The 23,238-nt window shown below is 36.8% G+C and carries 21 protein-coding genes; 4 read left to right on the top strand and 17 right to left on the bottom strand.

Annotated features, from left to right (window positions below; translation table 11 throughout):
* Nucleotides 1–15: 15 nt before the first annotated feature.
* Nucleotides 16–2,613 carry a DNA gyrase subunit A gene (gene gyrA / locus BLW74_RS09940; protein ID WP_089692259.1) on the bottom strand — a complete coding sequence of 866 codons (2,598 nt, stop codon included), beginning with the start codon at nucleotides 2,611–2,613 and terminating at the stop codon, nucleotides 16–18.
* 150 nt (nucleotides 2,614–2,763) lie between these two features.
* Here gyrA and BLW74_RS09945 point away from each other — a divergent pair, with 150 nt between their 5' ends.
* Nucleotides 2,764–3,078, top strand: a complete 315-nt coding sequence (locus BLW74_RS09945; protein ID WP_089692260.1) for a DUF4286 family protein — start codon at nucleotides 2,764–2,766, stop codon at nucleotides 3,076–3,078.
* A gap of 43 nt (nucleotides 3,079–3,121) precedes the next feature.
* Here the strand turns inward: BLW74_RS09945 and BLW74_RS09950 are convergent, their stop codons facing one another.
* The 4 genes from BLW74_RS09950 to BLW74_RS09965 form a co-directional block, all read right to left on the bottom strand.
* Entirely contained in the window at nucleotides 3,122–3,343 is a 222-nt protein-coding gene (locus BLW74_RS09950; protein WP_089692261.1) for a hypothetical protein, read from the bottom strand.
* Nucleotides 3,344–3,458: 115 nt separating this feature from the next.
* Nucleotides 3,459–3,638, bottom strand: a complete 180-nt coding sequence (locus BLW74_RS09955; protein ID WP_089692262.1) for a quinol oxidase subunit 4 — start codon at nucleotides 3,636–3,638, stop codon at nucleotides 3,459–3,461.
* Between the two features lie 91 nt (nucleotides 3,639–3,729).
* Nucleotides 3,730–4,221, bottom strand: coding sequence for a GNAT family N-acetyltransferase (locus BLW74_RS09960; RefSeq protein WP_089692263.1), 492 nt, complete (start codon nucleotides 4,219–4,221; stop codon nucleotides 3,730–3,732).
* Nucleotides 4,222–4,238: 17 nt separating this feature from the next.
* Nucleotides 4,239–4,751: a DUF421 domain-containing protein gene (locus BLW74_RS09965; protein WP_089692264.1), complete on the bottom strand. Its 513-nt coding sequence runs from the start codon at nucleotides 4,749–4,751 to the stop codon at nucleotides 4,239–4,241.
* A gap of 119 nt (nucleotides 4,752–4,870) precedes the next feature.
* Here BLW74_RS09965 and BLW74_RS09970 point away from each other — a divergent pair, with 119 nt between their 5' ends.
* On the top strand, nucleotides 4,871–5,413 hold the full coding sequence (locus BLW74_RS09970; RefSeq protein ID WP_089692265.1) for a hypothetical protein: 543 nt from the start codon (nucleotides 4,871–4,873) through the stop codon (nucleotides 5,411–5,413).
* 36 nt (nucleotides 5,414–5,449) lie between these two features.
* Here the strand turns inward: BLW74_RS09970 and BLW74_RS09975 are convergent, their stop codons facing one another.
* From BLW74_RS09975 to BLW74_RS10000, 6 genes are all read right to left on the bottom strand, one after another.
* Entirely contained in the window at nucleotides 5,450–5,584 is a 135-nt protein-coding gene (locus BLW74_RS09975) for a bacteriocin-like protein (RefSeq protein WP_089692266.1), read from the bottom strand.
* A gap of 114 nt (nucleotides 5,585–5,698) precedes the next feature.
* Nucleotides 5,699–6,103 (bottom strand): hypothetical protein, encoded by a 405-nt coding sequence (locus tag BLW74_RS09980; RefSeq protein WP_089692267.1) that lies wholly within the window; start codon nucleotides 6,101–6,103, stop codon nucleotides 5,699–5,701.
* A 244-nt stretch (nucleotides 6,104–6,347) separates the two neighbouring features.
* Nucleotides 6,348–9,179: an excinuclease ABC subunit UvrA gene (uvrA, locus tag BLW74_RS09985; protein WP_089692268.1), complete on the bottom strand. Its 2,832-nt coding sequence runs from the start codon at nucleotides 9,177–9,179 to the stop codon at nucleotides 6,348–6,350.
* Nucleotides 9,180–9,473: 294 nt separating this feature from the next.
* The gene (locus BLW74_RS09990) at nucleotides 9,474–11,357 is read right to left on the bottom strand and encodes a type VI secretion system baseplate subunit TssF (protein ID WP_089692269.1); all 1,884 of its coding nucleotides are present in this window, start codon (nucleotides 11,355–11,357) and stop codon (nucleotides 9,474–9,476) included.
* Between the two features lie 24 nt (nucleotides 11,358–11,381).
* Nucleotides 11,382–11,822, bottom strand: coding sequence for a GPW/gp25 family protein (locus BLW74_RS09995; RefSeq protein WP_002979175.1), 441 nt, complete (start codon nucleotides 11,820–11,822; stop codon nucleotides 11,382–11,384).
* Nucleotides 11,823–11,981: 159 nt separating this feature from the next.
* Nucleotides 11,982–13,394, bottom strand: coding sequence for an APC family permease (locus tag BLW74_RS10000; RefSeq protein WP_089692270.1), 1,413 nt, complete (start codon nucleotides 13,392–13,394; stop codon nucleotides 11,982–11,984).
* A 141-nt stretch (nucleotides 13,395–13,535) separates the two neighbouring features.
* Between BLW74_RS10000 and BLW74_RS10005 the strand changes: the two genes are divergently transcribed.
* The gene (locus BLW74_RS10005; protein ID WP_089692271.1) at nucleotides 13,536–14,033 is read left to right on the top strand and encodes a DUF4920 domain-containing protein; all 498 of its coding nucleotides are present in this window, start codon (nucleotides 13,536–13,538) and stop codon (nucleotides 14,031–14,033) included.
* 156 nt (nucleotides 14,034–14,189) lie between these two features.
* On the opposite strand, the gene BLW74_RS10010 is transcribed toward BLW74_RS10005, so the two are convergent.
* Nucleotides 14,190–14,591 (bottom strand): hypothetical protein, encoded by a 402-nt coding sequence (locus BLW74_RS10010; RefSeq protein WP_228424854.1) that lies wholly within the window; start codon nucleotides 14,589–14,591, stop codon nucleotides 14,190–14,192.
* Nucleotides 14,592–14,638: 47 nt separating this feature from the next.
* Complete coding sequence (locus BLW74_RS10015) at nucleotides 14,639–15,751, bottom strand: M14 family zinc carboxypeptidase (protein ID WP_089692609.1); 1,113 nt, start codon at nucleotides 15,749–15,751, stop codon at nucleotides 14,639–14,641.
* A gap of 967 nt (nucleotides 15,752–16,718) precedes the next feature.
* Here BLW74_RS10015 and BLW74_RS10020 point away from each other — a divergent pair.
* Nucleotides 16,719–17,255: a helix-turn-helix domain-containing protein gene (locus BLW74_RS10020; protein ID WP_089692273.1), complete on the top strand. Its 537-nt coding sequence runs from the start codon at nucleotides 16,719–16,721 to the stop codon at nucleotides 17,253–17,255.
* 456 nt (nucleotides 17,256–17,711) lie between these two features.
* Here BLW74_RS10020 and BLW74_RS10025 read toward each other — a convergent pair whose 3' ends face one another.
* The 4 genes from BLW74_RS10025 to BLW74_RS10040 form a co-directional block, all read right to left on the bottom strand.
* On the bottom strand, nucleotides 17,712–18,881 hold the full coding sequence (locus BLW74_RS10025) for a proline dehydrogenase family protein (RefSeq protein ID WP_089692274.1): 1,170 nt from the start codon (nucleotides 18,879–18,881) through the stop codon (nucleotides 17,712–17,714).
* Between the two features lie 63 nt (nucleotides 18,882–18,944).
* On the bottom strand, nucleotides 18,945–19,874 hold the full coding sequence (locus BLW74_RS10030) for a UbiA family prenyltransferase (RefSeq protein ID WP_089692275.1): 930 nt from the start codon (nucleotides 19,872–19,874) through the stop codon (nucleotides 18,945–18,947).
* 10 nt (nucleotides 19,875–19,884) lie between these two features.
* The gene (locus BLW74_RS10035) at nucleotides 19,885–20,811 is read right to left on the bottom strand and encodes a mevalonate kinase family protein (protein ID WP_089692276.1); all 927 of its coding nucleotides are present in this window, start codon (nucleotides 20,809–20,811) and stop codon (nucleotides 19,885–19,887) included.
* 133 nt (nucleotides 20,812–20,944) lie between these two features.
* On the bottom strand, nucleotides 20,945–23,107 hold the full coding sequence (locus BLW74_RS10040; RefSeq protein ID WP_228424857.1) for a M12 family metallo-peptidase: 2,163 nt from the start codon (nucleotides 23,105–23,107) through the stop codon (nucleotides 20,945–20,947).
* Between the last annotated feature and the right edge of the window lie 131 nt (nucleotides 23,108–23,238).

Raw genomic sequence — 23,238 nt, forward strand, 5'->3', positions numbered from 1 at the left:
TTTATATTGTACAATTTATTCTTCAGAATCAGAACTCCCGTTTTCCTCTGCTTCGTTTTCATTTTCAGCCTGAGGTGCATCATTTTCCTGGTTATCAAATAGTGTTCCTACTACTCCTTCTTCTGTTTCTTCAAGAAGTTCTTCAGAATCTTCTTCTACATCTTTATCCATTTCTACTTTTGCGATGGCTGCAATTTCGTCATTTTTCTTAAGGTTGATCAGCTTCACTCCCTGCGTATTTCTACCCATTACTCTCATTTCATCCATTCCCATTCTGATGGCAACACCGGATTTATTGATGATCATCAATCCATCCTCATCGGTTACGTTCTGAATAGCGATAAGATTTCCTGTTTTTTCAGTAATGTTCAGGGTGATAACACCTTTTCCACCTCTGTTGGTAATTCTGTAGTCTTCTACTGCAGTTCTCTTTCCGTATCCTTTTTCCGATACTACAAGTACTGTTTCGTTCTCTACATCATTCACAACAATCATACCAATAGCCTCATCATCGTCTTCCATGGCAATACCTCTCACCCCGATGGACCCTCTTCCTACTTCTCTTACTTTTTCTTCAGGGAAACGGATACATTTACCGTTTTTGGTTGCAATCATGATCTGAGATGTTCCGTTTGTAAGATAAGCTCCTAACAACTGGTCATTATCCCTGATTTCGATAGCATTTACACCGTTTACTCTTGGTCTTGAATAGGCTTCTAATGATGTTTTCTTGATCGTACCGTTTTTGGTAACCATCACAACGCTCATTTGATTCACATATTCGGAATCTTTCAGGTTATTGGTTCTTATATAGGCCTTGATCTTATCATCCGGTTCAATGTTGATCAGGTTTTGTACTGCTCTTCCTTTTGCTGTTTTGGAGCCTTCAGGAATTTCAAATACTCTGAGCCAGTAACATCTTCCTTTTTCTGTAAAGAATAACATATACTGGTGGTTGGTCGCAGAAACTATATATTCAAGGAAATCGGAATCTCTTGTGGTAGCAGCTTTATTTCCTACACCTCCTCTGCTTTGAATTTTATATTCGGACAGTGAAGTTCTCTTGATATATCCTGCATGCGAGATGGTAAGAACTACGGATTCATTCGGGATGATATCTTCAATAGACATTTCTCCTCCTGAATAATCAATTTCTGTTCTTCTTTCGTCTCCGTATTTTTCTTTAATTTCAATTAATTCATCTTTGATGATCTGGAATCTTCTTGGCTCGTTGGCAAGGATATCTTCCAAATTTGCAATTTCTTTCATGATTGCATCGTACTCATCGCGGATCTTATCAAGCTCCATTCCTGTAAGACGGGCCAGTCTTAGATCAAGAATCGCCTGTGCCTGAATATCTGACAGTTCAAAAGCCTCAATTAAGCCTTCTTTTGCAGCCTGAGGGTTTGCGCTGTGGCGGATGATAGAGATGGCTCTGTCCAGGGAATCCTGAGTTCCTATCACTTTCATGAACCCTTCAAGAATATGTGCTCTTTCTTTTGCTTTTTTAAGCTCAAACTGGGTTCTTCTTACAATTACTTCATGCCTGTGCTCTACAAAATGATGAATGATGTCCTTAAGATTCAGCTGTTCCGGTCTTCCGTGTACCAATGCAATATTATTGACACTGAAAGAAGTCTGAAGTGCTGTATATTTATATAATAAGTTAAGTACTACATTCGGAATGGCATCATTTTTCAGTTCATATACAATACGAAGTCCCTTTCTATCCGATTCGTCTCTGATCTCGTGGATACCAGGGATTTTTTCGTCTTTAATGAGCTCTGCTGTTCTGGCGATCATTTCAGCTTTGTTCACCTGATAAGGGATTTCAGTAACAATAATAGCGTTTCTGTTTCCGATTTCGTCGAAGTTTACTTTAGCTCTTAAAACTACTCTACCTCTTCCGGTATGGAAAGCATCTCTTACACCATCGTAACCATAGATGATACCTCCTGTAGGGAAATCCGGAGCAATGATGTGCTGCATCAGCTCATCAATAGTGATTTCCTTATTATCAATATAGGCACAGATAGCATCTACAGATTCTGACAGGTTATGCGGCGCCATATTGGTTGCCATCCCCACTGCAATACCTGAAGTACCATTCACCAAAAGGTTAGGAACTTTTGTAGGCATTACCGTTGGTTCCTGTAAGCTGTCGTCAAAGTTATTCTGGAAATCTACGGTCTCTTTGTCCAGGTCTGAAAGAACCTCATCAGAGATCTTTTTCAATCTTGCCTCGGTATAACGCATTGCTGCAGGCGGGTCACCATCCATTGATCCGAAGTTACCCTGTCCGTCTACCTGAGGATAACGTAAGCTCCAGTCCTGGGCCATTCTTACCATAGCATCGTAAACAGAGGAATCTCCGTGCGGGTGATATTTACCCAAAACGTCCCCAACAATTCTCGCAGATTTTAAATATTTTCTATTAGAAAACACCCCTAGTCCATACATACCATACAGTACTCTTCTATGAACGGGTTTCAAGCCGTCTCTTACATCCGGTAACGCTCTTGAAACGATAACGGACATCGAATAATCGATGTAAGACGACTTCATTTCATCAACAATGTTGATAGGAATCAGTCTTTCTCCTTCTTTTTGCATAAACAAATTTTATTGTAATGATATTCAAACCTTTAGCTGTAAGGCTGAAAATTATTTATTTCCAATTTTTATTAACGGGCTAATTTACGAAAAAAATGCCGATTTTTGCTGTAGAATTTATCCAAAAAAATCTTAAAAATTCATAAAAATATGGGCATACTGAGTATAACTTTCCACTGTACAAAAGATAACCTCGAAGAATGGGAAAATTATATTGATGAAACATTGGTTTTAATGACTGAAAACCTGATGGATGTCAACCAATATATACTTTCTGAGGTGCACAGTGATTATATAGAAGAAGGTAAAAATTACAACCTGCTGTTGGTTTTCGATAATGAAGAAACGCGGGAAGATTTCATACAAAGTGAGCTTCTGAATATTTCTGAAAGAATTGAGAAAAAGTTCGGGCAGGAAGTAATGATTTTTAATACCTTTCTGAATCCTAAAAAATCAAGATTATAACTGACCCTAAAAAAAAGCACTGAAATTATCAGTGCTTTCTTTTTTATCTGTGATGTCCATGACCGCGGCCTTTGTGATGATGACCACGTTCTTCATAAATATACACTTTCTTCACATGGCCAGGTGCATAATATCTTGCACTACCGCCATAATACCTTTTTGCGTGTCCCGGAGGCATTCTTCTTCCATGAGGTTCATGCACTACACATGAGGACAGCATGAACAGGACAATTCCTGCCCCTGCCATTTTCAACATACTTTTCATTACTTTCACTTTTTCAATTTCGATAGCGAAATATTACAATGTTAATGCCAAAAAGAATGGAAATTACGCTAATGTATGTTAAAGTTAACTATTAATTCTCTGTTTACGATTACAGCTAATAGCCACTCCTTTTTTTCACCTGTCCGGGTGCATAGTCTTTCGCACTACCGCCATATATTTTTTTGGCCTGACCCGGCGGAAGTCTTTTAACCCTGTTTCCGTTATCATGAACCACACATGATGAAAGCATCAGGGCTACCATCAGAGCACTGGTAATTTTAATTAAATTTTTCATTATTTCTACTTTTTCTTCATTTATTATTACAATGGCAGTGCCAAATTGTGAAGGTAAAAGTTTAAGGTTTACAGATCGTTTAACTGATTCTCTAAACAGTTTCGCTTCTTTTCTCCATCAGTACAAGGTCTTTCCATTCTCCGTTAAGTTTTCCGATTTTTTTGCGGACACCTACCATTCTGAAACCATTTTTCTGATGTGATTTTATGGCTTGTTCATTTTCGGAGAAGAGATTGGTCTGTAATGTCCAGAATCCGTGGTCTTCGCTGTCCAGAATGATCTTTTTAAGCAATATGGAACCCAATCCTTTGCCCTGGTATTCTTTATCAAAATAAATGCTTACTTCTGCCACACCTTTAAAACTTTCTCTTTTACTGATCGGTTTAAGGGCGCACCAGCCTACGACTTCATTGTTTTCATTTTCGAGCACCCAGCGGCAGTCGTTAAAATATTCCATACTCCAAGCTTCAGCGGTGGGAACTTCTGTTTCCAGCGTGGCAATTCCACTGTCTATTCCCTGCCGGAAAATTTCCAGCACTCTGGCTTCATCACTGGGAAGCATTTCTCTTAATTCGTAATTCATCTTATTGATAGGTTTTTTTAATGGTATTTTTTTTTCATCTTTCTTTTAATTCTTGAGTAGTGGGTCTGCCTGCTTTTTTCATCCTGAGAAACAACACTGATGTTTCCATCTACTTCCAGAACGGAAAGTTTTACATTGTTTATGTTTTCAATCCCATGCTCTCTTATGGCTTCTTCCAATTCACTTTCGGTTATTTTTACGCGGTTCAGTGCTGCCTGATCGGCAATTCCATCTCTGATGAGAATGACCGGCTCGTCTTCCATAAAAGTCTGAAAGGAACGGCTGGAAAACATGAGCCTTTTCAAAATAAAATTAGCAACAAACAAAACCAGTGCCGCAATAATTCCGCCCTGAAGAGAAGTGTCAGGTCCTACCATCGCATTCTGCACGGCATTTGAAATTAAAAGCAATAGCACAACATCTCCTGCATTAAGCTGGGAAAGCTGATTTTTACCAAATAAACGGATTGCAATTACCATAAAAAGGTAAACACAAAGGGAACGGACGGCGACATTAATTATAGGATCCACAGTTTTTTTTATCTTCTCAAATGTATTGATTTTTGTGATTCGTCAAAAATATTTTATTGAGGCTTTTGGTATACATTTTGAGCTTAGGATTTTGTAAAAAACATCACAAAAAATATCAAATGAAAAAATTATTTCTTTTTTTAGGGATTGTCCTACTCTTTGCGTCCTGTAAAAAAAATGAGCCTAAACCTTCTTTATCTTCAGAAGCAGCCATCAGGGAAAAAGTAAATGAACTTTACACGCAGTACGGTAAATCTAATGAAGCGGTTTACAACCAACCGATCCCTGACAGTTTGTTTTCACAGGATTTAAAAAAGGTTTTGGAGGAAGCAATAAACGCTTCAAAAGCAGATATTGAGAAGGTGAAAAAAAGTGATCATCCTGATGAGAAGCCTTTAATTTTTGAAGGGGCTCTATTTTCCAGTCTGTACGAAGGTTTTACAAGTTATACAATTAAGTCTGTTAAGGTACAGGATAATACGGCTGAAGCATCGGTGGCTTTTGAATACAATATGGCTGAACCTAAAGTAACATGGATGGATACGGTACATCTTACCAATACGGAGAAAGGATGGAGCGTAGATAATGTTACTTTTGATACAATAGGAAACTCTAAAGACCTTAAATCAAGATTAACAGAGTTTGTTCAAAATACAAAATAAAATAAGGAAAGCCGCTCATAAAAGCGGCTTTATTTTTTAAGGACACTGAACAATTGGAATATCACTGCAAATTACTTTATTTGCCCATTCGCAGAACGTACAGTATTTTTTTGGTTCTCCTCCGTACACTGATTTCAAATCTGACTTGGTCAGTTTCTTTAGATTTTTCATATCGTTTTAATTTTATGGTAGTCCAAAATTAAAACTCTGAAGTTTATTTTTTATTACAACTTCATCTGATAAGTTTTCATTATTCACACATTATTGAATAATATGACATGAATTCTATCTGCTGTGGATTTCTACTGTCACGGGCATTACGTAAGTGTAAGCCACCATGTTATCAGTAAGCTTTTTGCGGTCTACTCTGTAATCAAGATCACTTAAAACGGATTCTATTTCTTTGCTTACGGTTTTGCAGTCTCCACTGGAATGAACATTGACGATCTTCCCGTTTTTCGCAATATCAAACTTGACCACTGAGTTTACGGTTCCCTGTTTATAATCGGGGTTGGTAAGGTCAAAGTTGGCTTCTAATTTATTTCTGATATCATTAAATGTTTCGCTTCTGTTCAGCTGGATTTCCTGAATGGTATTGTGATCTGTAGTTTGAGCTTTAGCAGTGTTCAACACAGCAGCAAATCCGCAAACGAAAAGTGACGCGAACAATATTTGAATTCTATTTTTCATAACTAACTGGTTTTAAATATTATACTAACTTATTTTTGTATCTCTTAACCAAAGTTATTAAAAATAATTCATATTAATTTTACATTCAGTTAACATTGAGTTAACATTAGAATTTAATTAATTGATAATCAGCGAAATAAATTTTAAAAATAATTGAAAATTTAATATTGGAGGCGATTTTCATGTATAAAAAAGGGCTAAACCGTAAAGGTTTAGCCCATATTATTTTATTTTTTAAGCTGTTTTACTGCAACTCTCTCTTCAGGAATTTTCCTGTCAAACTCTTCTTAGACTTCACAATTTCTTCAGGAGTTCCCTGTGCTACGATCTGCCCGCCATGTTTTCCTCCTTCCGGTCCTACGTCAATAATATGGTCTGCTAATTTGATAACGTCCATATTATGTTCGATGATGATGAATGAGTTTCCGAGTTCTACCAATTGGTTAATGGCATCCATCAGAATTTTTACGTCTTCAAAATGAAGTCCTGTGGTGGGTTCGTCAAGGATATAAAGGGTGTTTCCTGTTTGTCTTTTTGCCAATTCGGTTGCTAACTTGATACGTTGCGCTTCACCTCCTGAAAGGGTTGTCGACTGCTGTCCAAGGGTAATATATCCTAACCCTACATCCTGTAAAGTTTTTACTTTTGCAAAAATCTTAGGAATCGGCTGGAAGAAATCTACTGCTTCATCAATCGTCATATCGAGAACATCAGAAATTGATTTTCCTTTGTAACGAACTTCCAGTGTTTCTCTGTTGAAACGTTTTCCATTGCAGGTTTCGCAGTGCACATATACATCAGGAAGGAAATTCATTTCAATGACTTTCAGTCCTCCGCCTTGACAGGTTTCGCATCTTCCGCCTTTTACGTTGAAAGAGAATCTTCCCGGCTTATATCCACGGATTTTACTTTCAGGCAGTTCGGCAAAAAGGTTTCGGATGTCAGTAAACATTCCGGTATAAGTGGCAGGATTGGAACGTGGCGTTCTTCCTATTGGTGTCTGATCTACGTCTACAATTTTATCAACATTATCTAACCCTTCAATCTTTTTGTATGGTAACGGCTCCTGAACCGCTCTGTAGAAATGTTTGTTAAGGATTGGGTATAATGTTCCGTTAATCAGAGAAGATTTTCCGCTTCCTGAAATTCCGGTTACAACTACCAGCTTCCCTAGAGGAATATCCAGCGTTACATTTTTCAGATTGTTTCCAGTAGCTCCTTTTAAAACTATGCTTTTACCGCTTCCTACTCTTCTTTCTGAAGGAATTTCTATTTTTCTTTTTCCATTGATATACTGAGCCGTGATGGTATCAGCTTTCAATAAATCTTTCGGTTTTCCCTGCCAAAGGATCTCTCCACCAAATTTTCCGGCTCTTGGACCAATATCCAAAACCTCATCGGCTTCCAGAATCATGTCTTTATCATGTTCTACCACCAATACAGAGTTTCCGATGTCCCTCAGATTTTTCAGGGAATGGATCAGTCTTTCATTATCCCTCTGGTGAAGTCCTATGCTGGGTTCATCCAGAATATACAATACGTTCACCAGCTGAGACCCGATCTGCGTTGCCAGACGAATCCTCTGTGACTCTCCTCCTGAAAGGGTTTTTGAACTTCTGCTCAGGCTTAAATAATCAAGTCCTACATCCAGCAGAAACTGGAGTCTGGTCTCAATTTCTTTTAAGATTTCATGAGCAATGATTTTATTTTTTTCTGAAAATTTATCTTTAACGTCAGCTAACCAGTCTTTTAAATCTGCTAAGCTTAAACCATTAACTTCCGCGATATTTTTTCCGTCAATTTTAAAACTCAAACTTGAAGGCTGAAGACGGGTTCCGTGACATTCCGGACAGGTTTCTTCTGTGGTGAAATGTCTTTCCAACAAAATCGCTTCATAAGATTCTCTTTCTTCAATGATCTCTTCCATGAAAGCGATCAAGCCATCAAAACCAATTTTTATTTTCTTGGTAATTCCTGCGTATTTCAGATCTTTATTGAATTCTTTGTGACATCCGTTGTAGATATAATCCAGCGCTTCTTCCGGAATATCCTGCAAAGGAGTTGCTAACCCCAATCCAAAAATCTCAAGAATATTTTTTACCTGGGAGAGAATCCATTTGTTGGACTTGATATCTTCCAGCGGTAATAATCCTCCCTGATTGATGGATAATTTTGGATTATCTATAAAGTAATCGGTGTTGATCTTTTTAATGGTTCCCAGCCCTTTGCAATTCGGGCAGCTTCCTTTAGGAGAGTTGAATGAGAACGTATTAGGTTCCGGCAGTGCCAGAGAGTGCCCTGTTTCTGCATCCATCAGGTTTTTGGAAAAGTATTCGATATCGGTGCTTCCCAGTTTCTGAATTCCGATAATACCTTCCCCCATTTCCATTGCGGTACGCAGGGACTTTTCCATTCTGCCTTCAGAAGCATTTTCTCCGATGATCCAACGGTCGATAACGATATCAATATCGTGGGTTTTATAACGGTCAAGTTTTAAATCATATTCAATATCCTGAAGCTCGCCATCAATTCTTGCCTGTCCGTAACCTTTTTTAGCCATCTGAACAAAGAGCTCATGATAATGTCCTTTTCTGGAGCGCACCACCGGTGCCAAAAGCATGATCTTTTCTTTTTTGTAGTTTTCTTTGATGGTTTCAAGAATCTGATCTTCGGTATAGCTTACCAGCTTCTGCCCTGTAGACAAAGAGTAAGCATCTGAAACTCTTGCATACAAAAGACGCAGGAAGTCGTACAATTCTGTAACAGTTCCTACGGTAGAACGAGGGTTTTTATTAGTCGTCTTCTGCTCGATGGCAATTACCGGAGAAAGTCCTTCAATTTTATCGACATCAGGACGCTCCAGCCCACCCAGAAACTGACGGGCGTAAGCAGAGAATGTTTCGATATAACGACGCTGACCCTCCGCAAAAATAGTATCGAAAGCCAAGGACGATTTTCCACTTCCGGAAAGGCCGGTAATAACGACCAATTCATTGCGCGGAATTTTAACATTAATATTTTTAAGGTTGTGTTCACGTGCTCCGTAAACTTCTATATATTCTGTTGATTTACTCATAATCCGGAGTGACTTTGCCTGAAAATCACAACGTGCAAAAATACGAAATTTTATAGAATTTTCCTGAATATAAAGGCGATAAAAGTTTCATAAAAAATTCTTAGGTTTTGTTAAGGGTTTTAATTGAAAATTGTTGAATTTTGATTTCGGATAATTATATTTTGGCTAAAGCCAATAAGAGAGCTATTTATAAAAAAAACGGGCTAAAGCCCGTTCCTATTGATATTATTCATGAATGCCGTAATAATGACAGCATTCATATTTTAAACTGATATTGATTTTTTTCAAAAAAAATTACATATCCTGGAAATCTACATCTTCATTACTGATCCTTACCACGTATTCTATACCGTCAATAGCTTTGGCGATGATCTGGTTTCTGATAATGTTGGACATGTTTTCCCAGTAAGCCCTTCCATAGAAAGCATAATTTTGAGGGATAATTTCAACTTCAACTGTTCTTACAAAACCTTCTTTGGGTTTATTGCTGATCATTGTTCCTCTTCTTACTCTTACTTCTCTCACCTCATCTTTCAGAATCATTCGGCAGTAGTTTTTAACATCTTCGAGGGAAATGATTTTATCTCTGGTCGTTAGTGCATATTTATAAGCCTGAATGCTGTCTGTTCCTTTCTGCTCTTCCGCTCCGCCCAGTGTTTCTGTAAGCAGTACGATGGTTTGCGACTTTAACTGATTGGAGAGTTCGGTTCCCGGACGCATATGATTGGCAAGCGTACAGTGTGTTACCCAAAAAGCAGCGTAGGTATGATCTGTTTTCTCTACGGGTTCCATGATGACATAATTCAGTTCCTGTCTGATATTCCTTTTGGCATTGTTTACTTTTTGTACCATGGATTTCATTTTGTCGGACATCTCACTGAGCACTCCTTTTACATTATCTCTGTTTAAAAGCGAAAATGCAGCAATTTCATCTCTTGTCAGCTCCAGAACATTGGCAATCATATCTACGGCGTTTCTGCTCGTAAAGCGCTCCATTCCTCCTTTTCTAACGGTATATAATCCTTTTTTAAGATCATCTGCCGGTGTGAAAGGAATTTCGGTATACTTTCTTCCGTCACCGTCCTGCACTTCGTCTACATAAAGAAAATGTTCCCCTTCATCTGTTACCAGAGGAATATTATTTCCCATAATGTCCAGACTGTATTCTGTTTTTTTCCAGCCTCTGTTGTACACCGGAAAAGCATTCAGAACAAATGAGAAATTATCCAGTATTTCTGCTGAAAACTGAGGTGGAAACTCAAAGGTAAGCCACAGGTAGCGTTTATTATCAAGGAATTTTGTGATCTCTTCTTTTCCTTCAAGGAAATTAAGATTCTGTGGAAGCTGTCCAGGTTCTGAGAACAGACTTTGAGAAATTCCTGTTACCTCAATAAATTTATGCCGGTAGATACTTTTAATATCTTCAATAACCTTATTTCTGATGGACTGTTCCTTAAACATCTGCTCATAACCATCATTCTGACTTTCTGTAAGATAACTCAGCCCTTCTCGTACAAACAGAGGATTACCATTGCTAGTAACCGTGATATACGGCAATAATTTATACACAAAATCAAGGTGTTCAAAAGCGGGATTGGAGCAGAATATGCTCAGGTATTTTGGAAAGTTTTCACTGATGTATTTGCTTACGTCTACTCCTATCGTAATTTTTCTGTAATCTTCAGGTCTTCCCTGAAATCTGGCAATAGGAATTTTGTTGAATCTGTCATCTATACTGTAGCAGGTATTTCCTACAAACATAATTGAGGTATGAACTTTATTGATCCTTACATTTCCTACCGGAGTAAAAGGAATGTTCAGCTGCTTATCAGATTCTGATTTCACCGTGGAAGTCATCTGTTTACGGAAGAAAAATTCCGTGTGTTCCAGTAAAACTTCGGAAGATTCATAAGGCTGCGTAAAAGCCACGGAATGCGCCGGGATGGGATGTGTATAAATGGACGGTGTAAGAAGTTTTGCCAGTTTTTCCAATATACGGGCATTCACCGTTTGTATTTCATTATTCGCTTTGAAAACTTCTGTGCTGAATGCATCTATCAATAGCTTTACAAAAGGGTCCAAAGACTGTGGACTTCTCAGCCCCCATACTTTTGTGGCATTCTGCAGCATTCTTGCTTTTACAGATTCTTTGGAATAAATATTCTGATCTAAATTCATAATTTTCTTTCGCTGTTAAAAATATTAATCAATAGACATTGGACTAAGAAACAGCTCTGTTGAAAAACTGAAACGTTCTCCTGTTTCTTCCATTTTTGCATTGATGGCAATTCTTACTTTCTTTTTAATTTCGGTGTGTTCTTTGGTATCGTAGCTGTGCTCTACAAACTGGATGTGAGCATCTATCTGCGGGTTGACGATTCGTGGTTCGTATTCCTGAATCTGCCTTCTGAGGCTTTTGATAAAAACGCTTTCCCAGATGGCGCTTGTTACTCCATTATCGAATTCGAGATTCCAGACATCGTTTCCATAGTTTTCATCATATCTGTTTTCTCCTTTTTTAGTGGTGATCAGCAGCATAATATTATGGGCAATACTTTCCCCCATATCGCAGGTATCGATACTTCCGCCTTCGGTCATTAAAGTGGAAGGCACGAAAGGCATTCTGTAATTTGGTGTATCCATAACTTTTAGTTTTTACTTCATGGTTCCGCTTAGCTAAAAACGGAATACCAAAATACGCATTTTCATCAAATAATGGTGATAATGTCCTAAATATTATTCAAAAATAAGGGCTTTCAAACTGAATTGAAAGCCCTGTGATCTGTTATACTTTTATTTGAGTTAAGCCTCTGTCTTTTTTCGGTTGATAAAATAGTACACAGGAAGCCCCAGTAATACCAATACAAAACCAGGCCATGTGTATTGCTGTTTGTAGATTAACAGTAAAATACAGAAACAGGTTCCTATGATAAGATAAACAGCAGGCGTTACCGGATACAGCCATGTTTTATAGGGTCTTTCCAGCTTCGGTTGTTTAATTCTTAAATAAATCACTCCAAAAACGGTAATCATATAGAACAGAACAATTACGAAAGAAATCATATCCAATAAATTCCCATACTGTCCGCTGAGACATAGAATGGATGCCCAAACTCCCTGCATCCACAGAGCATTTTCCGGAACTTCATTTTTATTGTTTTTGACGGCTGATCTAAAGAACATTCCGTCTTTAGCCATCGTCTGAAAAACCCTTGCCCCTGCCAGAATCAGTCCGTTGTTACATCCAAATGTAGAAATCATCACCAGCAGGGCGATAATAATGGTTCCTGCACTTCCAAAAATGTTCTGAGAAGCCGCTACCGCAACTCTGTCGTTGGCGGCAAATGCAATTCCGTCTCTGTCTAATGCATTTAAGTAGACATAGTTGACGGCTATATAAAGAATCATTACGGCAGAAGTGCCATAAATCATAGACTTTACAACGTTTTTTTTAGGGTTTTCAATCTCACCGGAAACAAATGTTACACTTTCCCAGGCTACAGAGCTGAAGACAGAGCCAACCATTGCCGCGGCAATTCCCCCCAGAAGAGTCATTCCGCCAATGGGTTCCCAGCCTTCTTTGAGAAAGTTACCTGTAAGATCCTTTTTTAGGTTGTTAAAAGAGGCTGTGCCCCAGCTAAAATTTTCTGCTAAATGCGAGATATCAACCAATATAAAACCAGCAGCAATTAATCCTAATAATGCAATGATTTTTGAACCTGTAAAGATATTCTGAAGGATTTTCCCGCTTTCTACTCCTCTTGTGTTGATATAGGTAAGCAAAATGATGACAGCAATTGCCAGAATCTGTATCCACGTAATTTTGAATTCACCACTTTGAAAGATAGGAGCTGCATCGTTAAGAGAAGGAATCAAATAGGCTGTAAATTTACCAAAAGCCATGGCTACAGCGGCAATTGTTCCGGTTTGTATTACGGTAAACAGTCCCCATCCGTACAGAAACCCCATTTTCTTACCGAAAATTTCTTTGAGATAGGTATACTGTCCACCGGCTTTCGGAAACAGTGCGGACAGTTCTCCATAACTGATAGCAGCAGCTACCGTCATTATTCCTGTAATGATCCACACCACAATCAGCCAGTATCCGGATCCCAGATTCCTCATCATGTCAGCACTTACAATAAAGATTCCGCTTCCAATCATAGATCCCATCACAAGCATGATAGCATCCCATAGTTTTAATTTTTTCTGCATAGTCAAGTATAGGTGTCAAATATAATCAAATCTGTCTTTATTTTCAATTTTGTTGAAAATTCATTAAATCATCTGTTTTTTGTCATTTTTTATTCCGTTATGATTCAATATTAATTAGTATTTTTGGAAAAAATATTAAACATGAAATTTAAAGCCATATTATTAGGTGCTGCCTTAACGGCTTCTTCTTTAGCATTTGCTCAATCCGGTCCACCGGAGGGAAACGCTTTGGTAGGTGACACATACGGAGGTCAGGTAACTTCTTCTGCGGAATCTAAAGCAATCTCGGTAGATCAATTAAATAAGCAGCTTAAAAAAGACAACAAAAAGGTTGAAAATGTGTCTGTTAAAGGAAAAGTAACCGATGTTTGCGACAAGAAAGGCTGCTGGCTGACGATTCAGACGGAAGACAATTCCAGGTTTTTCGTCAAAATGAAAGACTATGCTTTCTTTGTACCTACAGCTTTGAAAGGAAAAAATGTAGTACTGGAAGGAAATGCAGAAAGAAAAGTGACTTCTGTGAACGAGCAAAAACACTATGCGGAAGATGCTAAGAAACCTCAGTCTGAAATAGATGCGATTACACAGCCCAAAGAAGAGATCAGATTTGTAGCGAATGGAATTAAAGTCGTTAATTAAGCATTAATTACTGAATAAAATGTATGTTTAACGGTAATCTTTTGGCTAAATCCAATTGATATTTGAATATAGATCCTTAAAAATCAGATATAAAAATAAAAATTCGGCAGACCTTCAGGTCTGCCGAATTTTTTATAAGATAACAAGCTACCGCTTTTATTTATTCAGTTTCTTTTCTTTTTCAAGCATTACCGGATAAATAGGAAGGAAATCGTAGGAAGGATAAAACTCTGTTTTGAATCCGCCCCAGGCTCCACTTTCAAATACCTGGTTTACTTCTCTCGTGTATTCAGGTTTAAATCTTAAAGTAATAATCTGCCCTATTCCCATCACAACATTCCAGGACAGGATTCGGGCGTGGCTTTTGTTAAGCTTCTGATAAAATTGCTGCTTCATCACTCTTGCCTGAATAGAATCCACCGGATTTTCCTGCAAATGACGAAGAATTGCTGTTACCATTACACTGTCATTCGCCTTGTAAGAAATAGAGGACTGATTTTGAGCCCACACAGGCAATCCCATCCCTATCAACAAAATTAATGTGAAAAAATTTTTCATTGTCCTGCTGCTTTTTTTGCTACCATATAAGATCCTGATCTGTTGTACTATTGATCCTCAATTGTGAAATCCACTACGGAATCCAGCTTTGGATATTTGGCAGCGGATATAAATTTCTTTCCGGTACAGTCTATTTCAATCCAGCCTTTTCTTTTTTTAACATCTCCTGCTTCCATTACAAAAGGGATAAATGAAATTTCATTCTTTCCCTCCTCTTTTATTTCTCTGTACTGAACGGCTATATCCAAAATACATTCATGGTCTGTATTCAATTTGACGTTCCTGTAAATCAAATCATAATGCGTTTCCTTATTTTCAGGAATCTCAAGATAAGTTTCCCACCCTGCGGTATCAGAATTCAGTTCGCTGATTGCCTTCAATGCATAATAAAGGGCAATTGTATAATATTTTCTTGTTCCGGTTCTGGTGTAATCATCTACGAAATGTCCGCCTTCAAATAATATGGTAGGCATTCCTGCTTTAATAAAATTATCCCCAGTAGAAGTAGGATAAAACTCGTCAGAATATCTTCCGATCTGGTCAGGAATAATTTCCTTTAAATGATTATATACATTTCCAATAACTGCCATACATTTTTTTCTGTTTTCGGTAACCGTCCGTTCTACGTTCTCCGAAGGTGCCAAAAATGAAAGTGTAGCCGGATGAATGCCGTCGGTTGTAAAGATCGTTCTCTGCTCATGAAGATTCAAGGCATAATCGTACTTTCTGGAAGCCGCGGCTTTTTTCAGAAATTTAATCTCTTTACTTGCTTCATTATGAAAGTCTCTGTTCAGGTCAATGTCAGCAGCATTTAATCTGGTCCATCTTTCGGATCCGTCCGGATTCAGCATAAATATAAAATCGAGCTGTATTTTACTGAACAGATCTTCTTTCATTTCCGGAGCTTTATCAAGAGTTGCCAAAAGATCAAGCATAGCATGAGTAGCGTTAGATTCATTTCCGTGCATCTGCGACCAGGCCAGTACATGAATGTTTCCGGTTCCGATGCTTAACTGATAAATAGGCTTATCTAAATACGAGGTGCCAATTTGCTGAATATAATCGCCGAGATTGGTCTGTAGGTAAGAAAATAATTTTTCAGGAGAAATATAGCGATTTGAGAAATCGGGAGCTTGAGAGTAGATCTGTTCAAAATTCATTTTAGGAATCATTTACAAAAATCAAATTTAGCCATTTTTAGCTAAAAACATGAATTAACATTTGTAAATACTAGCAAAATCCATGAATTTACATTTGATAATTGTTTTCAAAGCAGTTTACAAAATTTAAATAACCAATTTTTTGGAACCATACCTATTGATTGACAATTGTAATATTGTTAAACACTATACAAAGACAATTTGTCTGTTGATAAAATTGTGGATTGCGAATAATTTAATTCAGTATATTTAAAGTACTAAAATTCAATTACTTATGGAATTTATTTCAATCATGTTTATAAATATACTTTAAGCACAAAAACGCCTGTATTTTAGCATTTGAAAGTTATTTTATTAAACATAAAAATGGTGGAAAACTCAATGCTATTCTGATGTATACATATGTAAAGTGCTTCAAAAACATAGTTCCTCCCGGAAATTTTAGTACAGCAGTTGTCATGGTAAGTATTTTAATTATGAATACAAATTATTGTCGTATATCGGTGAAATTTTTCTCCAGGGAAGTTAAAAATAGGCATTTAATACGTTATTTACATTAGTAATTTACGAATGTAACGCCTATAAAGTGGCTTTATACGGCTTTTATGAGGGATTTATCTATAAATAGAGATTCAAAGAGGAGTTAGTCGGTTTAATAATGTATACTCTACTTTTAAGGAGGTTTGGGGGTAAAATAAGTTGCAAAAATATAAGAATTTACATTTTTAAACTCATATTTAATGTAAATAATGCTATAAAAAATGCCCAAAATAATTGATCAGAACTTATGAAATGGATTGATATATAATCTAAATACAATTGTAATCCTAATATAATAGATTGATTATAAGGTGATTATTTTTAAGTTACAAATGTATACAACTGTTCATTCCATTTATTTACATTTGTATTTTGCATTTGTAAATTATATATGTTACATTTGTAAAATAATTAAAGACTTATTTTGATGAGTTTAAATGAAAGAATTTCCAAGATTATAGAGTATTCTAATCTTACCCCTTCTGAGTTTGCTGACGAGATTGATGTACAGCGTTCCTCTATTTCACATATTACCTCAGGGAGAAACAAACCGTCTCTTGAGTTTATTATCAAAATAAAATCCCGGTTCCCTGAACTTCTATGGGACTGGCTGGTTACTGGTGAGGGTGAGATGCTGAAATCTGAGTTACCTGAAACGGAAACGAATGAAGATCATACCGAAGAAGAAAAAATAAAAACAACTCCACTACCCGATCTTTTCACCATGATGAATGATGACGATGAATTCGGAAGTGAGGAGACAGAAACAGAAGCGCCAAAAACAAGTTCTGGAGAATCGGTTATACAGTCCAAGGATAAAGCTCATGAAAAAATATCGGATTCTCAGCGATTAGAAAATCCAGGAGATCAGTTTTTAGGACAACTGTTTGGAAATCAACAAAATAAAATAAAACGTATTGTTTTGTTTTATGAAAACGGAAAATTTGAAAGTTTTGAGCCTTAAAAAAACCTGATCAAAGAAAATGATCAGGTTAAAAAATATTTGAAGAAGAAAACTAAAGCTATTGCTTTATTTGTTTTTTGAGTTTAAGGCAAAATCAAAAATGATTGATTTTTCACCTATAGATCATTTGTTCCACCAAATGTTCTTAATCATTTCAAATTATTGGGATAAGGGAATTGTTATCTTGTCCGGCGTAAAGTGAGATTGCTTTTACAGGATCTATTACAGTAACAATAAGCATTTTCATCTGTTGTTTTTTTATGGTTCTATCAAATATAAAAATTTAAAACCAAATTAACAATAAAAATAGAATTATTTTAATATATAATTAATGTAAATGAAAATTATATTGATTATTATTAATTTTAATTAATGGCTAAACTTATAAATCTCTTTAACCAATTTCCATAAAAAAACCCGCAAATCTGCGGGCCTGGCTGGTATATTAAAATAATATTATCCTTTCTTTCTTCTTTCCAGTTCCTTTTTGATCAGTCCCAGCTCTCTTCCGGTTTGTCCGGCTACAGAGGTGTTTTCCTGCGCTCTTCTCGTCAGATAAGGAACAACATCCTTTACAGGTCCGTATGGAAGGTATTTGGCCACATTATAGCCCTTATCAGATAAATAGAAGGTGATATTATCACTCATTCCGTAAAGCTGTCCGAAATATACGTGAGGATTTCCTGCTTCCAGAGATTTTGCCTTCATTTTATCCATAATCAGCTCAGATGAAATTTCGTTATGGGTTCCAAAGAACGCGGAAACCTTATCCAGATGATTCATTACAAAATCAATTCCGGCATTATAGTTTTTATCAGAAGCTTCTTTAGTAGGCTGAATGGGATCTGCATATCCCTTTTCTGCTGCTCTGGCTCTTTCTTTTTCCATGTAAGCACCACGAACAATCTTGTAACCGATAAAATAATTCTTCTCTCTTGCTCTCTGAAGATGAGCTTCCATATATTCCAGTCTTCCTGTTCTATACATTTGAATCGTATTCCAAACAATTGGTTTTTCCAGGTTATATTTTTCCATCATCTCCTCGCAAAGGTGGTCTGCCGCATCCTGCATCCAGGTTTCTTCAGCATCTACCATTACTTTTTTATCGTTTTCGTGACAAAGACGGCATACCTCATCAAATCTTTTCACGACTCTTTCCCATTCTTCTTTTTGGCTGGTGGTAAGCTCTGCTCCTTTTCCAACGGCTTCGTAAAGATCTATTCTTCCGAAAGCGGTAGGTTTAAATACAATAAAAGGAATTGCCGGATTTCCTACTGAGAATCTTACAATATCCTTAATTTCTTTACAAACTGCATCAAAAGTTGCTTCATCTTCTTTCCCTTCAATGGAGTAATCGAAAATACTTCCAACACCTCTTTTGAAAAGCTGTTTTACTACTTTCATACTTTCTTCACGGGTTTCACCACCACAAAACTGGGCAAATAAGGTATTTTTTACAATTCCGGTAACGAAAGGAAAGTCGTTGTGTACCGTAAAATTCAGGACAGATGTTCCAAGGCTGGTAAGAGCAGGCTGTTCAATCATTTTAAACATCCAGTAAGCCTTTTTCAATTGTGCATCAGACTTGTCTGCAAATGCAACTTTTGTATCGTTAAAAATGGGCATTCCTATTTATTAAATTTATTTTCGCAAAGGTAGTAATAACCTCAGTTTATTTAAAGAAAATTTTTATAATTTATGCTCTATTCCGTTTAAAAGCATCGCAATAATTCCAACGAAAACCCAAAAACGCAGCACATTCAATGTAAAGAAATTAGCTCTTCTGGAAGCATTGATAAGAAGATAGATGCATAATATCATAATAAAAAGCCCCCCGGCAAAATAATAGGCCATAAATCCTGTAACGCCTGTTTTTGTAATGATCTTCATAGAGACTGCCATGGTGATCATCAGGAGAACTGTCAGGATTATTTTGGTATTTCTGCTTTTAAAATAATTGGGAATGGTAGTATATCCAAATGTTTTATCTACACTTTTGGTAAGCGTATCTTTCACAATATCAATACACAGCAGGATAAGAAACAGAAAAACTGCCATCAGGAATACTTTTTTGGAAAAGGTTTCATAGTATACCATCATTCCAAAAAAAGGATATAGGGTAAGGCTGACAAATGTAAGATTATTGAGGATCAGTATCCGGCTCAGTTTATGGCTGTAAAACCACATAAAGAACTGATATACCACAAAAAAAACAAAAACATTATGGGAAATCAGCCAGGCTACTCCCAGTGATACTGCGCTGAGGGTGAGATAGGCGTAAAGAAAATATTTCTGCTTGATAAAACTCTGTACTCTGGTTCTGAAAGGCTTTACAATATGATCTTTTTCCAGATCATAGAACTGGTTGATGATGCCTCCCGCCAGTATGGTAAGAACGGTACAGAAAATAATACCGTGCACTTTGAAATCAAAGACAGATTTCTGAAATGATTCATCCTGATTAAACAGAAAAAAAGTAGAAACATACAGGGCAAACGTAAGCAGTGCTGCTACAAAAAAACGTGCTCCGAGAAGAAAGCCCAGGAATTGTGAAAATCTGTAAAAAAGAGATTTTGATACATAGTTTTTAGATTGGAAAGTTTCTTTTTCAGAATTCATTCCAAACTGTTTAAAATCTGTAAATCACTTCTTTTTGGAAGCCTTCAAGCATTTTTTCAGCTTTTGCATAATCTTTGGTAAATCCTAAGATATAGCCGCCTCCACCGCTGCCGCAGAGTTTAAGATAATAAGCGTTAGAATCCAATCCTTTTTTCCAGATATTAAAGATACTTTCGGGAATCATGGGACGGAAATGTTCGTAGGCCCAATGAGACAGTTTTTTCAGGTTTCTGAAAAATGGATTCATGTCTTTTTTAAGGAAGGACTCGATACATGCGTTATTGTAACGGATGAATTCTTCTTTCAGGGTTTTGCGGAACCCTTCTGTTTTCATTTTTTCAAAGAAAATCTGAATCATAGGTCCTGTTTCTCCTGTCATTCCGGAATCAATCAGGAAAATTGCTCCTTTTCCTTCTTCACCTTCCGGAATATTAACCCTGTCTAAATTTTCCTTATTTTCGATGAGAATTGGTAAATTCATGTAACAGATCAGTGGATCCATTCCTGAACTTTTTCCATGGAAGTAACTTTCCATTTCACCAAAAACAGCTTTTAATTTTTTAAGATTATCTTTTGAGATATTTTCTGGATTCAGTTTGCTGATAGAATATTTTTCGAAAATAGCAGCAACAAGAGCTCCTGAACTTCCCACCCCGTATCCCTGAGGAATATTGGAATCAAAGAAAAGTCCGTTCGAAATATCGTTTTTGAAGCTTTCAATATCCAGTTTAAAATCATCGGAAAGATCAAGCTTTGAAAGAAAATCAGAGTATTTCTGCAGATGTCTGTTAGAATTAAGCTCAAAATCAGAACTCAGATCTGAAAATTTCAAAGTTCCTTTATAGAAACTGTAGGGTACTACAAGTCCCTGGGAATCTTCAATCATTCCATATTCTCCGAACAGAATTATTTTTGCATAAAATAAAGGGTTGGTCATCTTGACAATAAATCTTTTTGCAAAGTTAAAAATTATTCCGCTGAATATAAGCAAAACTCAGGCCGAAATTTGTCTATTAAATATAAGAAAAAAGCCCGATAAAATCGGGCTTTGATTATAAATTATTTAAAAATTACTGTTTGATCAGTTTTTTATGGATGGTTTGCTTCTCTGTTTCAACGGTAATCACATAGTTCCCTGTATGAATGGAGGAAAGATTTATTTCCGTTTTATTCCCTTTTACAGAAGAATCTGAGAGGATCAGTCTTCCGGCTTCATCATAAATTTTGTATCCTTTCAGTCTTTCTTTTGAGGAAAGGATGATCATATTTTTTGCTGGATTCGGGTAAATATCTATGGAATTATTTTTTATATTGATGTCTTCTACTGCCAGCACACTGCAGGAGAAATTCACATTCCATCCATTTCCTGTAACCCCTCCATCTGAAACAAATTTAACCGTAATAGCACCTGATGGATCTGTTGAGGTAAATGGTCCAGGCAATGTACTTCCGCTCAGATTATTTCCATTAGCGAATAATGGAGAAGATGCAGATGGACCATTATACACATACATAAAATCGTAGCCTTGTTCAAGGTCAAATTCAGTAAATGTCATCGTCATGGCTGAACCGGAAGAAGGATAAAAGGTTTTCACCAGCTCTTCGTTATCTTTATACTGCCCTGTTGAACCTCCCGTATCTACAAACTGGGTTCCGTCACACCATGCTCCATCTGTTAAAAACAGCTGTGATAGCTGAAAAGCATTAGGTCCGCTGCAGTCTGTTCCTACATTTAATCTGTAATACGTGGCCGGCTGAAGGTTTGTAAAATTAAAAGATGGTGACGTTGCATTTCCGGAAGATATTGACGTTCCGCTGCTTGTTGTCAGTTTATATTTCCACGATGTAGAAGCAGCATCTGTAAAAGTAGCGCTTGCTGAGTTCTGTGTAATATTACTAACTGTAAAATTAGAGATGGATGCAGGGCATGATGCTGTACAATTGGTTCCCAGACATCCTTTTGAATCTACGGTATTTCTGATCAGGGTTCCAGGCTGCACTCCGAAACCGTTTGCAAAGTTAATCCCTACACTGCTCACCAAATGACAGTAACTCATAATAGTACCGCCCCCAGCCGGAGGAAGCGCGGCGGTACATCCTTCATTATTTCCAGAAGCAGGACCACATCCATCAATGGCTGTATTATTACCATTCCAGAAGCATGAGTGTGTATGTGGTGAACCTAAATTATGCCCTAATTCATGCGTCATTACTTCTATATTCCAGGAATACGTTGGTACGTTCTGATAGTTTAGATTCATTCCGCAATAAGAATATTTGTAACTGGTACATAATGAATTAACGTACGCAATACTGGTGGTAGCAGGGTTTCTTAATAACTGTGCCACATCTCCGTTAAAAGTAGTTCTTGTGGTTCTGAACTGGTTCAGAATGGTACTTGGAGAGCCTGTATAAGGATCAGTAGTGGTCCAGACAAAAACTTCGCTTAAAGCTACATTCACATTTTCATTAGCGTACAGTGTCGTCACGTTATTATGCATGGCTGTTACCCAATTGGTGGTAGTGGTTATATTACTTCCATTCTGCGTGTAAGGACCGAAGCCTGCCTCATAATATATTCTTACACAGTTGTCTGTTTTCTTTTTACTGGTCGTGTCAGGATTAAAAACAGGTCTTTGCACCTGATTTTCTTTAAGACCATCCACATCACAGGCAAATGGATTGGATCCGGTTAATTTAGCATCCGAATAGCTTACAAAATCTTCAGAATTTTTAGCTTTCCCTACTACAACATTTGCTAATTCAGGTGTAGATGCAACTCCTACAATATCCTCATTAAAAAAACTAAAGGCTGCAATAGAAGCATTATCACCTTTTACAATTCCCTGATAATACACTCCGGGAGTATATTCTACTGCTTTCCCTTTTTCTGTTGTTACTTTAAAATCGTTGGTTAAAATCTGATGTTTGTACATTTCTACAGTAATCTGTCTGCCGCCATCGAACGGAAATGAGATTTCAATAAAATCAGGTTTTTCTTTGATCAATCTTTTCAGCTCTGAAGGTTGTAATGACATCACCGTGATATCTGTTGCGGCCTTCCTGTATTCGGCTATTTTATCAGCAGTTTTATCAACCTCAAATAAATTATACGTTTTAATTTCTGTTTTCCGATTATGAAATTCTGAAACTTTTTGAGCGACGGGTTTTAAATTTTGCGAAAAACTTAGAACAAAGTATTGCAAAAAGCAAATTAATAGAAACTTTTTCATGATTTTGGTAATTTGTCTATGATTTTACAAATAAACAAAAAAAATCAACATATAGTGAAAAATCACTATAACATTCTAACAATTAGATAAAGGCTATAAATAATTTAAACTAAATATTAAAACAGCTGTTT

It is taken from the genome of Chryseobacterium culicis, from assembly GCF_900108365.1.
Taxonomy (GTDB): Bacteria; Bacteroidota; Bacteroidia; order Flavobacteriales; family Weeksellaceae; genus Chryseobacterium; species Chryseobacterium culicis.